Source organism: Frankia sp. AgKG'84/4 (genome assembly GCF_023242965.2).
Taxonomy (GTDB): domain Bacteria; phylum Actinomycetota; class Actinomycetes; order Frankiales; family Frankiaceae; genus Frankia.
Genome location: NZ_JALKFU020000091.1, coordinates 1 through 13,276 on the forward strand (window position 1 = coordinate 1; position 13,276 = coordinate 13,276).

Sequence of the window (13,276 nt, forward strand, 5' to 3'; positions counted from 1 at the left end):
GGACCGGGCCGCGCGCAGCGCCGTCGACCTCGATCTGGTCGCCCGCCGACGCGCCGAGGACCTCGCGGCGCTGACCGCCGAACTGGCGCAGGCCCGCGCCCACCTCGGCGCGTTCGTCCCCGACGCGACCTGGTGGACCGAGCGGGTGCGGCGCGAGCGGGCGGCGCCGTGGACCGACCCGGACTGGAACCGGCTGCGCAGCTCCCTGCTGTTCGCGGCGCTGCGCCTGCACAAGACGTTCCTGCGCCACGCCGCCGCTCCGATGCGCCAGAGCCTGCAGGGGGCGATGGACATCGTGGGCGGCGGCGCGCCGCGCGAGCTGCCCGCCGCAGCCGTGCTGGACGCGTGGCGCAGCCTGTTCTTCGTCGTGCCGGTCGTGTCGACGACGTTCGCGTCGTTCGGCCGCGTCTTCTCCCATCTCGGCCCGGCGGCCCTGGGCTGGCTGCTGATCGACGAGGCCGGGCAGGCAACACCGCAGGTCGCGGCCGGCGCGCTGTGGCGCACGCGCAACGCGATCGTCGTCGGCGACCCGCTGCAACTAGAACCGGTCTCGACCCTGCCGTTCCGAATCCAGCAGCTGCTGCGCCAGGCACACGGCGTCGACGAGCAGTGGGTGCCGGCCCGCACGTCGGTGCAGCGTCTCGCCGACCGGCTCAACCCGCTGGGCACCTGGCTGCCCGACGAGGACGCACCGGTCTGGGTGGGCGCCCCGCTGGTGGTGCACCGCCGCTGCGACGAGCCGATGTTCGGCCTGGTCAACGACCTGGTCTACGGCGGCCTGATGATCAGCGAGACGTCCCCGATGGGTGCCGCCCAGTTCGGCGCCCGCTATCCGAGGCTGCCCGCGTCGAAGTGGCTGAATGTGACCTCGACCGGGGCACAGGGCCACTGGGTTCCCGCCGAGGGACGGGCGTTGGAGCAGATCCTCGCCGTGCTGGCCCAATTCGGCGTGCCGATGGCCGAGGTGATGGTGATCGCGCCGTTCCGGGACATCGCGCAGGCCCTGCGCCCGTACGCGCGGCGCTATCCGGGCCTGGTCGCCGGCACCATCCACACCGCCCAGGGCAAACAGGCCGACGTCGTGATCATGGTGCTGGGCGGCAATCCCGCCAGCCCCGGCGCCAAACGCTGGGCCGCGAGCCGCCCGAACCTGTTCAACGTCGCCGTCAGCCGGGCCAAGCGCCGCATCTACGTCATCGGCGACCACCAGGCCTGGTCCGACGAGCACTACTTCCGCGAGCTCGCCACCGTTCTACCCCACGCCCAGCCACGATAGTGAGGGCTCCCTCGCTCGCCGTCGTCCACGACAGCGGGACAGTCGTGGAGGATCCGAGACGAGGGGCCTGCGACGGGGACCTGCCCACCCGGCCAGTCTCCTCCTTGGGAATCCTCAACCGCTGGGTCGAGGTCAGCGGCCGGTGAGGGCGCGGCGGGCGGCGAGGTCGAGGTGCTCGCCGCTGTTGCCGAGGGCGAGGACGCCGACGGCGGTGGCGTGGTTCTGGTCGACGGCCAGGTAGGAGGAGGAGCCGGGCACTCCCCCGCCGTGCGACGCCAGTCCGTGGCGAGCCGAGAGCCACCAGGCCAGGCCGAGCCCGCTGCGGTTCGTTCCGACCTGAGGTGCCATCGTCGTCCGGACCAGGTCCCGGACACGGCGACGATCCGCCGTTGGCCTGGCCTCCGGGTCAGCGGTGGTACCAGTGGCACCAGTGGTGTCGGTGGTGACCGACTCGGTGAGCAGGGTCAGCCAGCGGGCGAGGTCGGCGGCGGTGGTCCAGAGGCCACCGGCGGGGCCGAAGGCGGCGAACTCCTGCGGTCGGATGATCTCGCCGTGTTCGTCGGTGTGCACCGCGCGGGGCCGCGACGGCCGCAGCGAGGTGTCCGTGAGGCCGGCGGGGGCCAGGATCCGCTCGTGCAGCGCCTGCTCGTAGGAGGTGCCGTAGCCGCGGGCGAGGGCCAGGCCGAGCAGGGCGAAGCCGAAGTTCGAGTAACGCTGCGGTGGCCGACGGCCCGGGCGGACGTGATCCCGGGTGGCCGCGGCCGTGGCTGCGGCGACGAGGCGGTCCGCGTCGTAGGTGCGGTACGGGTCGCGGGGGTCGAAGTCCGGTTCGTCCGGCGCGGACTCAGGCAGGAACGGCAGTCCGGCGCGGTGGGTGGCAAGATGGCGCAACGTCACCGGTGCGCCGCCGACCCGCAGCGGCGCGGCGAGGAGTTCCTCGACAGGCTGGTCGAGGCGGACGAGGCCGGCCGCGACGGCGTCGGCGAGCAGCACCGCCGTGAAGACCTTCGTGATCGACGCGAGCTGGAACACCGCCGGCGCGTCGTTCCCGCCCCCGCCCCCGCCCCCGCCTGCGGCTGCGGTCGCGCCGGTTGCGTGCAGTGTCCGCCACGTTCCCGCCGACCACTCGTGCGTCCCGTCCTGGTCCGCGGCCACGGCGACGAGCCCGGCGAGCCGGCGCGGGACGAGCGGCCCGAACGCCGCGGCGAGCACGCCGAGGCCGGGCGCCGCACCGATCGCGGGGCCACGCCGACGCGGCCGGTGCCGGCGCACGATGAACACGGCAGCGGAGGGGCCCACGCCTGGCAGGCTACGGCAGCACCGCTGCGGATCGAGACGGTTCCCCGGGCGCCGCGGCCAGTGTGATTACCGCGGCGGTATGGGACTGTCGGGGGACCCACCAGCGGGTCCGCGGCGGCCCTGCGCTCGCGCGGGCGGTCAAGGACGAGGTCAGGCAGGGTGGCATGGAGGTGCCCGCGCCCGGCAGGCCCGCCGCCGAGAGGAGCCGCGTGGCCGAGGCGACGCCGCCACCGGAAGCGTCCGGCCCGCCGCCGCCACTGGCCGCGTACCGCCGTAAGCGGGACTTTCCGCGTACGCCCGAGCCGGCTGGGGATTCGCCCGCCGTCCTCGCCGACGGTCCGCGCCGCTTCGTGGTGCAGCGCCACCGGGCCCGCCGGCTGCACTACGACCTGCGGTTCGAGATCGGCGGGGTGCTGGTGAGCTGGGCCGTGCCGAAGGGTCCGACGCTGGACCCGGCGGTGCGGCGGATGGCGGTGCACGTCGAGGACCATCCGATCGAGTACCTGGACTTCGAGGGTGTGATCCCGGCGGGGCAGTACGGCGGCGGGGACGTGATCGTCTGGGATCTCGGTACCTGGGAGCCGCATGGCACCGACGATCCCGCCGCCGCCGTCGCCGCGGGTGAGCTGCACGCCGACGTCACGGGCTACAAGCTGCGCGGCCGGCTGGTCCTCGTCCGACGCGGCGGCGAGCACCAGCCGGGCGGGGACCGCGAGCAGTGGCTGCTGCTGCACAAGCGGGACGGCTACGCCGTCGAGGGCTGGGATCCCGAGGACCATCCCCTCTCGGTGCTCAGCGGCCGGACGAACGAGCAGGTCAAGGCCGACCCCAAGCGGATGTGGCGCGCCGACCTGCCCGCCGCGCGGGCCTCGGTCCCCACCCGGCCGCCGCCGCCGGGGCAGCGGGCGGGGCAGCGGGTGGTCGTCGCCGGGCCCACCGACGACGAGCTGGCCGAGCTGGACGCCCTCGGCGCGGCGGGCAGTTGGGACGTGTTCGGCCGGCGGCTGCGGCTCACCAACCTCGACAAGGTGCTGTTCCCCGCCCGGCCCGGCGAGGAGCCCATCACGAAAAGAGAATTGGTGCGTTACGCCGCGAGAATCGCACCGACCGTGCTGCCTTATCTGACGGGCCGGGCGCTGAACATGCTCCGCTACCCGAACGGCGCCGAGGCGGCGGGTTTCTGGCACCGGCATCTCCCAGCGCACGCCCCCGACTGGATCACCCGCTGGCACAGACCGGACGCCACCTCGGACGGGACCAGTACGTATCTGGTGGTCGACGCGCCGGCGGCCCTCGTCTGGGCGGCGAACTTCGGCGCGCTGGAATGGCACGCCTGGACCTCACCCACCAGTGCGCCGCACGAGCCGAGCTACGCGCTCGTCGACCTCGACCCGGGAACGGCCACGTCCTGGGACGACCTGCTGACCCTGGCCCGCCTGCACCGCACGGCGCTGGACCATCTTCAGGTGCGGGCGGCACCGAAGATCACCGGACGGCGCGGCATCCAGATTTGGATTCCGGTGCCACCGGGAACGACGTTCGACGACACCCGGGCCTGGGTGGAGGAGCTGTCCCATGCCATTTCCGCTGTCGTCCCCGATCTGGTGAGCTGGAAATGGGCGGTCCGCGAACGCGCCGGACACGCCCGACTCGACTTCACCCAGAACGCGCTGAACAAGACGCTGGTCGCCCCCTACAGCCCGCGGGCCGCCCCCGGCGCGCCCATCTCCGCCCCCCTCGACTGGGATGAACTCGACGACCCGTCCCTACGCCCCGACGCCGTCACCCTCCGCACCGCCTTCGACCGCCTCACCACCCGCGGCGACCCGTTCCGCACGATCCTCACCCCCGCCCCGCCCCTCCCGCCCCTCACCTGACCTCGCACAGAAACCGTCACCACCAGTGCACCGACGCCGACCGCCGGGCCTTCGACCGATGACTACACCGTCTCCGCGCGACCCCGATTCACTACGGCTTCATAGTCGCTGAGAATGCGGCGGGTCGGGACCGCCGACGGGAATCGAACCACCCGACCGGACTCTTTCTCGATTACTCGTCCGAGAGATCCTGCGACTTTCCCCGCCAGATATCCCGTCTCATTGATGAGCCAGCCCTGCTCGAACTCCATCAGATGCCACGGCCGGTCGGGATCATCGCCGGGGCGACCGAGAAGCGCGGACGCGATTCCAACCGCCTCAACTTCATTAATCATCCAACATCCCTCCGGATTGGCTCACCGCTACCGTCAAAGAGAATTGTATAGTAGGCGGCGATATCGACGTCTGAGTAGCCGGTTATCTCCTCGGATGGCGGCCAGTCCTCCGTGGTCCCCGTCTGCCCATCGACGACGCGCACGCGACCAGCGTCGTTCACAGCATTGAACCAGTGGGCTCCACCCTGGTCCCATTCCACCAGCACCAGCGCGGAACTACCCTTGCCAGCTCGCCGAAGATCCGCCTCGATTCCTGGAGAGTCGGTCGACCGGAGCTCGGCGCCGGCCCACTGCTCCATGCGCCCGATCAGTTCGCCGGGCGCCAGCGGGTCGGCGAGCGCGGCGGAGACAGACGGCTCGCCCCGCCAGGTCAGTTCTGCTGCCCTCGTGCAGTCGCCGCAGTTGTTGTCCCGTCCGGGGGCCGCGCGGTCCGGGTTGACGTCCTCGGCCCAGTCGGCCGGATGCTGGTGCGGCCGGGTGACGTCCGGAGCGGGACTCGCCGCGTCCGGCGGCAGGTAGTCATCGGGATACTTCGACCAGACCTCGCGCATTCCCCTGGTGACGTGCCCCTCCGACGGGGGCACGGCGATGTCCGGCTTCCCCCGGCGGCTGAAGCCGAACCATCCCGGGCTGCCGGCCCGCAGGACGCCGCCGTCGAACTCCGCGTGGTCGGCCTGCGCCTCGCCAGGCGGATCCGCTCGGGCGGCCGCCCGCTCCAGCAGCGCCAGCTTTCGCTCCAGCGGTGACTCCGGGCGGGACGGGGACAACCGGGCGTCGGACGTCTGTCCGGCGCCGTCCGCCGCGCCGCCACGCTCCTCCCTGCCGTGCGCACGGTCGAGCGCCGCCAGCTTCGCCTCGATCCGCGCGGATCCGGTGCGCGCCGGTTCCGCGTCGTCCGCCGTACCGCCATCCGCGCGGCCGGGGTCCTTCTCGGGGCCGCCGAGCAGGCCAAGTTTGGCGTCGAGTCGCCTGTTCTCGGCGACGTCGGGCGGCGCGGCCTGGTCGGCGGACGCCTCGGCGCCATCCCTGGAACGGTCCATGGGCATCAGACGCATTCCCGTGGCTGGACCCGCGACGCGGCCACGCTGATCTTCCGCCGGTATCGCACGTCGCGAACCGTGATCCCGTCGACGACGTCGTCCCGGGCGACGCGATCGGGCTCCCAGCCCTGGTGGGCGTAGAACCGGATCGCGCGGGCGTTCGTCGCGAGCACCCACAGCGTCGCCGAGGCGAAGCCAGCCGCGCCGAGCGCGCGCACCGACGCCGCCATCAGCCCAGCGCCGACGCCCTGGCCCCAGACGGTCGGGAGCACGTAGAACGAGCCGATCTCACCCACCTCGGTCGCATCCTGGTCGCGGTCGACCGTGGGATACAGGGAGGCGAAACCGACCACGTCACCGGCGTCCTCCGCGACCAGGACACCCCGGGCCGGCCACGCCGCCTGCCGCACGGCACCCGCCCACCGCGGCACCCGCCGCGCCGGGTGCAACCCGTCGAGAAGCGCCTGCGGCAACTGCCCCCGATACCCGGCCTGCCAGGACAACACATGCACCTCGGCGATCCGTTCGGCATCGTCGACGCCTGCCAGGCGAACACGCACAGCATCATCCTGGCACCCCCACGGTCACGCCATCTACCGATCGGGCCTGATCTTCCCCATCCATATGCCCACCCGCGCACTACCTCCCTCCGGTTGTCTCGTCGGTCGGAAGCGCACCGAACGCGCCCACCGTCGTCACCACCGGGTGCGGTCTGCGCGATCTCTCCGCGAGGACGTCCCGCAGGCCGGAGAGCGTCACCTGCCTGGCCTGCCGGGACCACGCCGACCGCGAGTATCTGCGCTTCGCCGAGCATGTGGAGCGCCTGGGCCGGCTGCCGGGCAGCCCGAGGACCGCCGCGGCGGTGACAAGGGCGGCCCGCTGGGCCGGCGACCTCGCCACCCGGTTCTCCCGCCGGTGACCGTCTGAGACCCGGCGGCCCCGCTCCCGCCGACAAGCGCTGATACGGACAGCGATGGTGTCGATCCAAACGTAGTCGGATAATGTCACTCTTCGGCGTAAAGGGGGCGCGGCGCGTGGGGGCCGGCGTCGTGACGGCGACGGGGGGCGGCGTGCGCGAAGGGGAGGGCCGGTGGGCGACGGTCACGCCGTCGCAGTTTCCGCATGAGCGGGAGGCGTTGGAGCACGTCAGGGACCTGCTGCCGGACGCCGAGCCCTACCGGGCCTGGTCGAACTTCACGTTCACCGCGACGACGGGCCACATCCGCGAGGTCGACCTTCTGGTCGTCGCCCGCGGCGGGGTCTACCTCATCGAGATCAAAAGCCTGGCCGGGCGGCTGACCGCGTCGGGGTCGAACTGGACCCAGCATCGAGCCTCCGGTGAGCCGCGGATCTTCGACAACCCGCTGCACCTGGCGAACCAGAAGTCCAAGGAGCTGCGTTCCCTGCTGGAGAACGCCAACCGCGCACAGGGCAAGGGTCGGGTCCGGGTCCCGTTCATCCAGCCGGCGGTGTTCCTGTCGAACCCCACTCTGCGGGTCGAGTTCCCCGACCACCAGCTGCACTGGATCTTCGGCCCCGAATCGGCCAAGGGCACCGGCAGCAGGAACACCCTGCCCTCGATCTGGTCGGGCCTGCTCGATGCGCCGCTGCACGATGAGCGGCACCGGGTCACCCCCGATCTGTCGAGGGCGCTCGCGAAGCTACTGCCGACGGTCGGGATCGCGCGAAGCCGCCGCTACCAGCAGGTCGGCTCCTGGCAGTTGGAGTTCCCGGCGTTCGACTCGGGTCCCACCTGGCAGGACTACCACGCCGCCCATGCGCAGGTCGCCTCCGAGCGGCGCCGGGTGCGGATCTACCTCGTCGAGCGAGCCGCGGGCGAGGCCGAGCGCGCGAGCCGGGAGGCGGCCGCCCGCCGCGAGTTCCTGGTGCTGCACGGGATCAACCATGGCGGCATCGTCCAGGTCGACGCCCTGGAGAGCCACGAGGCCGGCCCGGCGCTGATCTTCCGGCACCGGCCGGACGAGCTGCGCCTCGACCAGTATCTCGACCGCTACGGCGACCGCCTGGACGCCGGCACCCGACTCAACATGATCCGTCAGCTCGCGGAGGCCGTCGCCTACGCGCATGGTCGCCACCTCTACCACCGGGCGCTGGCCGCCCGCAGCGTGCTGGTCGTGCCCACCGGGGGGCGGCGCAGCGGCGAGCGGGGCTGGCTCGCGCCCCGGCTGGTCATCAGCGACTGGCAGGCCGCGGCCCGCGATGTCGGCACGGGCACCGGCACGGGCCTCCTGACCAGCGCGATGACGAAGACGTCGGTGGCACTGGCCATCGAGCCGGCCGCCCGGTTCCTACCGCATCTGGAACTGGCCGCCGCCGGTTACCTGGCACCCGAGATCGGCGCGCCCTTCCCGGATCCGGTCGGGATCGACATCTTCGGCCTGGGCGCGCTGGCCTATCTGATTCTCACCGGCCAGCCGCCGGCGGACAGCCCCAACACGTTGAAGGCCCGCCTGGAGCAGTCGGGCGGCCTGTATCCGGCCGAAGTCGTCGACTCGCTGTCCGAAACTGCGAACGACCTGGTCTCGGGAGCCACCCGCCCGGTGCCCGATGAGCGGCATGCGAGCGTCGGCGAGTTCCTCGACTGGCTCCTGCTGGTGGAGGAGGAGTTCACCCGCCCCGACGACCCGGCCCCGGCGACAGCCGGCCCCGGCGGCGGCGCCGCGACGAACCCGCCGGGCCAGGATGAGCCGGAGCCCGATCCGCTGGAGGCCCAACGCGGGGATCTGCTCGGCGGCGAGTGGCGGGTCACGCAACGCCTCGGAACCGGCTCGACCAGCCGGGCGTTCCTCGCGCACAACGAGAAGACCAACCGCGCCGAGGTCCTCAAGGTCGCGCTGTCCGATGAGCGGGCGGCGCGCCTGGAGCATGAGGCCGCGGTGCTGCGTCGCCTCGGTGACTCTCGGGTGATCCGCCTGGCCCGCCCGGACACGCTGCGGATCGGCGCGCGCACCGTGCTCGTCCTTGACCACGCGGGCGAGCAGTCCGTCGCCCGCAAACTGCGCGAGGGCCGCCTCTCGGTCGACGAGCTGGAGACCTACAGCGACTACCTGTTCGGCGCGGTCGACTATCTGGACGGCGAGGGCGTCGTCCACCGCGACCTGAAGCCGGACAATATTGTCATCCGCCGCCGGCCGAACCGTACCTACCAGCTCGTTCTCATCGACTTCTCGCTGGCCAACCACTCGGTGCGTGACCTGGCCGCCGGCACCCCGCGCTACCTGGACCCGTTTCTCGGCACCGGCACCCGCGCCACCTACGACGACCACGCGGAGCGCTACGCGCTGGCGGTCACCCTGCACGAGATGGCCTCCGGTGAGCTGCCGCTATGGGGGGACGGTTCGGCCCACGACCGGTTCACCGAGGGCCCGCCGACGCTGGCGACGGAGGCGTTCGACCCCGCGGTCCGCGCCGGCCTCACCTCCTTCTTCCTACGCGCGCTCGACCGGGACGCCGCCCGGCGCTTCGCGGCGCTGAAGGACATGCGCGACGCCTGGCAGGCCGTCTTCCGCGCCGCCGACTCGACCCCACCGACGATCACCACACCACCAGCGGCGGACGACGCGGCTCATCTGGCCGAGCACGAATCCGGGTTCGCCGTCCGCGTGTCGACGTCCACTGGTGACGTCAGCGGCGAGGAGGCCGCGCGCCGGGCCCGCGACGCGGCGGCCGCGGTGGCGACGGGCGACACCACGTTGGAGGCCGCGGGCCTGTCGCCGCGGGCCGTCTCGGCGGCGCACCGGCTGAACGCGACGACCGTCAGCGACCTGCTCGCGCTGGGTTCCAAGGAGATCATCGGCCTGCCCGGTACGGGCGCGAAGACCCGGCAGGAGCTGCAGTCCCGCATTCGCCAGTGGCGCCGCGTCCTCGCCGCCGCCGCGGGCGCCACCCGGGCCACGCCAGCGGACCAGCCGGGCCTGACCAGGCAGGAACTGCCAGCGGCGGACGTCCCGACCGCCTTGACGGGCGCGGACTATGCCCGCATGCCCGTCGAGGTCATCGCCGGCCGGCTGCTGCCGGGCGCCCTGGCCGGCGGCCGCAACGCCACCGAACGGGAGGCGACCCGCCTGCTACTCGGTCTCCCGGACGACGAGGGACGGCTCCCGGCCGTGCCCCTGTGGGCGCCGCAGCAGCAGGTGGCCGAGCGGGTCGGGGTCACGCCAGGCCGGATCGCGCAGGTACTCAGCGCCCGCCGCAAGGCCTGGCACACCGACGAGGCCCTCCGCGCGGTCCGCGACGAACTGGTCGAGATCCTCGGCGACGCCGGCCGGGTGATGGGCTTCGAGGACCTGGTGACCGCCGTCCTGGCCCGCCATGGCAGCCGTCGTCCACCGGAGCAGCGCCGGGCGCTGGGGGCGGGCGTGGTCCGGGCCGCGCTGGAGACCGTCGACCTGGACAGTGAACCGACGCTCGCGCGCCGGAAGTTCTACGACCGGACGCTGGTGGCGTTGGAGGCGGCGGAGGACGACAGCCCGCTCACGCCCACGGCACCCGCGCTGTTCGCCTACGCGATCGCCCTCGGCAAGGCCGCCGACCGGCTCGCGAAGGCCGAGGAGATCCCCGCGCCGGCGACCGTGCAGCGGGAGCTGGCCGCCGTCCGCGCCGACCCGGCCGGGGGCGGCGCGGACGAGGGCGGGCAGGGCGGCGGTGGAGGCCGGGTGGTGGTCGGTGTCGACGAGCAGGACGCGACCGGGGTTCTCGCTCTGCGCGGTGCGGACCAGGCCCCAGGTCGCCGCGGTGGCGAGGTCGACGTCCTCGCCGGTCACGCTGACCGCGTTGGCGGTCAGCACCACGAGGGTCGCCGCCGTCCAGCGGTCATCGGCGAGCCAGCGCTGGAGCAGGCTGAGGATGTCGGCCACGGCGGCCCGGGCCGCCGCCGGCACCTGCCCCGGATGCGCCGGGTCGACCGGCGAAGCTGACGGCGAGACGACGACCAGACTCGGCACGGCTTCGTCGGTCCGATGCCGCGCGTCGAGGGCGTCGAGGTCGGGGACGACCTCGGCGGCGTGCCCGGCGGAACGCAGCGTCGCCGCGACCGACGCGAGACCTGTGCTGGCCGAGGCCGCGACCAGCGTCCAGCTGTCCGCGCCAGCCGCGCCAGCCGCGCCAGCGCCGGTCGACTCCGTGGCGGCCGCGAACGGCGCCCAGGACAATGCGAACAGGTCATCGGCACGCCGCGAGCCGGCCGCCTGGACCTGCTCCGCGGTGACCGGGCGCAGCGCCAGCTCCGCCACCGAGACGACCGCGGCGCCCTCGTCGTCGACCGCGGTGAGCGAGATTCGGTCCGGGCCGGTGGCGCGCAGCTGTACCCGCAGCGCGGCGGCGCCCGCGGCATGCAGCCGCACCCCGCGCCAGACGAAGGGCAGCCGGGCACCATCCGCGGCTGCGGCGAGGCCGGTGAGGTGCAGCGCGGCGTCGAGCAGCGCCGGGTGCAAGCCGAAGGCGCCGGCCCGCTCCGCGGCGTCAACGGGCAGTGCCACCTCGGCGAACAGCCGCTCGCCGGCCTGCCAGGCGGCCCGCAGCCCACGGAAGGTCGGGCCGTAGGCGAGCCCGGAGTCGGCAAAGGTGTCGTAGAGCGCGTCGACGTCGGCGCGGGCCGCGTCGGCTGGGAGCCAACCGTCGGCCGCCGGCCATTCAGGCGCCGCCAAGTCGCTGCCAGCATTCAGGCCGGCACCATTCAGGCCGGCACCATTCAGGCCGGCACCATTCAGGCCGGCACCATTCAGGCCGGCAGCGTCCGGGCGAAGGGTGGCCGCGTCGGCGGCGGTGAGCAGGATGCCGTGCGCATGCCGGGCCCAGTCCGCCGCTTCGGCGGCGTCCTCGGCGCGGGCGTGCACGCTGACCGGGCGCCGACCGGTCGCGTCGGCGGCGCCGACGCTCACCTGGAGCTGGACGCCCCCGCGGGCCGGCACGATCAGGGGCGTCTCGATGACCAGTTCCTCGACGACGTCGGTACCGGCCTCGTCGCCGGCCCGCACGACCAGCTCGACCAGGGCGGCGCCGGGCACCACCACCTCGCCGAACACCACATGGTCGGCGAGCCACGGCTGGGTGCGCAGCGACAGCAGGCCGGTCGACACCGACCCGTCGGACCCGGCGAGGCGGACTGTGGCCCCGAGCAGCGGATGGCCGGTCGGCCGCAGGCCGAGCCCGGACGCGTCCGCCGTGGGCGAGGTGGTGGACCCGTCGAGCCAGAAGCGGCGGCGGGCGAATGCGTATGTCGGCAGGTCGACTGGCGCTGCGCCGCGTCCGGCGTAGACGGCCTGCGGGTCGAACCGTGCGCCGCGGACGTACGCCCCCGCCAGTGCGGTGTGGAACGCGGCCAGCCCGCCGACACCGCGGCGCAGGGTCGCCACCGCGGCGACCGGGCCGGGAACGTCGGCGGCGGCCTCGGCGGTCTCGACGATCGCGGTGGTGAGACCGGGATGCGGGCTGATCTCGATGAACAGGTCGTGGCCGGCGGCGAGCAGGGCGCGGGTGGCGGGTTCGAACAGGACGGGTTGGCGCAGGTTGGCGTACCAGTAGTCGGCGGTGAGGGCGGCCGGGTCGATCCAGTCGGCGGTGACGGTCGACAGGATCGGGATGCTTGCCGGCCGCGGCCGGATCGCGGCGAGCACGGCGAGCAGCTCGTCGCGGGCCGCCGCCATCCGCGGCGAGTGCGACGCGAATCCGACCGGGATCTCCCGCACGGAGATCCCCTCGGCGCGCAGCCGCGCGGCGAACGCGTCGAGGGCGTCGCGCGGCCCGGCGATCGCGGTGCTCGTCGGGCTGTTGAGCACGGCGACGGTCAGGCCGTGCGCTGCCTCGCCGCCGCCGAACCGGGCGAGCCGGTCCCGCAGCTCGTCGGCGGACAGCCGCACCGACGCCATGGTTCCCGACTCGGGCAGCCCGGCGATGATCCGGCTGCGCACGGCGATGATCAGAGCGGCGTCGGCGAGGCTGAGGGCGCCGGCGAGGTGGGCGGCGGCGATCTCCCCCTGGCTGTGGCCGACGACGGCGGCCGGCTCGACGCCGTGGTGCTGCCAGAGACGGGCGAGGGCGACGGCGACGGCGAACAGCACGGGCTGGGCGACGTCGATGCGCTCCAGCGCCGGGGCGCCGGGACGTTCGGTGAGGACGTCGAGGAGGTCCCAGTCCAGGTGGGGGGCGAGGGTGGCGGCGACGGCGCGCAGGTGCTCGGCGAACACCGGGCTCTCGGCGAGCAGCTCGCGGGCCATCGCCGGCCAGCCGCTGCCCCCACCGGGCAGGACGAACACGACGGTGGCGGACGTGTCGGCGCTGCCGCGCACGATCCGGGCGACGATCGCGCCGTCGGGGCCCGTCAGCTCCTCGACGGGCGACGACGCGTCGTCGCCCGCCTCCCCCCGGCGGGCCCGCGGCGCCACGCCGGCGCGGCCCCCGCCCGCGCGGGTGGGCGCGGCCCCCGCCGGG

The 13,276-nt window shown here is 73.8% G+C and carries 6 protein-coding genes and 2 pseudogenes; 3 read left to right on the forward strand and 5 right to left on the reverse strand.

The window, feature by feature from the left end; genetic code table 11:
• Nucleotides 1-1,276: DEAD/DEAH box helicase (locus tag MXD58_RS08720; RefSeq protein WP_250609180.1), on the forward strand; the 1,276-nt coding region annotated here is incomplete at its 5' end.
• A 132-nt stretch (nt 1,277-1,408) separates the two neighbouring features.
• Here MXD58_RS08720 and MXD58_RS08725 read toward each other — a convergent pair.
• Nucleotides 1,409-2,575, reverse strand: coding sequence for a serine hydrolase domain-containing protein (locus tag MXD58_RS08725; RefSeq protein ID WP_248836860.1), 1,167 nt, complete (start codon nt 2,573-2,575; stop codon nt 1,409-1,411).
• A gap of 209 nt (nt 2,576-2,784) precedes the next feature.
• On the opposite strand from MXD58_RS08725, the gene MXD58_RS08730 reads away from it, so the two are divergent.
• Complete coding sequence (locus MXD58_RS08730; protein ID WP_248836861.1) at nt 2,785-4,452, forward strand: non-homologous end-joining DNA ligase LigD; 1,668 nt, start codon at nt 2,785-2,787, stop codon at nt 4,450-4,452.
• A 62-nt stretch (nt 4,453-4,514) separates the two neighbouring features.
• Here the strand turns inward: MXD58_RS08730 and MXD58_RS08735 are convergent, their stop codons facing one another.
• The 3 genes from MXD58_RS08735 to MXD58_RS08745 are packed head-to-tail and all read right to left on the reverse strand — an operon-like array spanning nt 4,515 to nt 6,387.
• A complete protein-coding gene (locus MXD58_RS08735; protein ID WP_248836862.1) occupies nt 4,515-4,787 on the reverse strand; it encodes an SUKH-4 family immunity protein in 273 nt (90 codons plus the stop codon).
• Complete coding sequence (locus MXD58_RS08740; RefSeq protein WP_250609181.1) at nt 4,784-5,833, reverse strand: toxin glutamine deamidase domain-containing protein; 1,050 nt, start codon at nt 5,831-5,833, stop codon at nt 4,784-4,786. Before MXD58_RS08740 ends, MXD58_RS08735 begins: the two co-directional genes overlap by 4 nt.
• The gene (locus MXD58_RS08745) at nt 5,833-6,387 is read right to left on the reverse strand and encodes a GNAT family N-acetyltransferase (protein ID WP_248836864.1); all 555 of its coding nucleotides are present in this window, start codon (nt 6,385-6,387) and stop codon (nt 5,833-5,835) included. Before MXD58_RS08745 ends, MXD58_RS08740 begins: the two co-directional genes overlap by 1 nt.
• Before the next feature lie 510 nt (nt 6,388-6,897).
• On the opposite strand from MXD58_RS08745, the pseudogene pglW reads away from it, so the two are divergent.
• Nucleotides 6,898-10,482 (forward strand): annotated as a pseudogene (gene pglW, locus MXD58_RS08750) (BREX system serine/threonine kinase PglW); the annotation flags it as partial.
• A 39-nt stretch (nt 10,483-10,521) separates the two neighbouring features.
• On the opposite strand, the pseudogene MXD58_RS08755 reads toward pglW, so the two are convergent.
• Nucleotides 10,522-13,062: pseudogene (locus MXD58_RS08755) on the reverse strand (acyltransferase domain-containing protein); the annotation flags it as partial.
• Nucleotides 13,063-13,276: the final 214 nt, after the last annotated feature.

Bases quoted from the DNA above. Each gene is read 5' to 3' on its own strand.
- MXD58_RS08735 (WP_248836862.1), bottom strand. From the start codon at position 4,787: ATGATTAATGAAGTTGAGGCGGTTGGAATCGCGTCCGCGCTTCTCGGT.
- MXD58_RS08740 (WP_250609181.1), bottom strand. From the start codon at position 5,833: ATGCCCATGGACCGTTCCAGGGATGGCGCCGAGGCGTCCGCCGACCAG.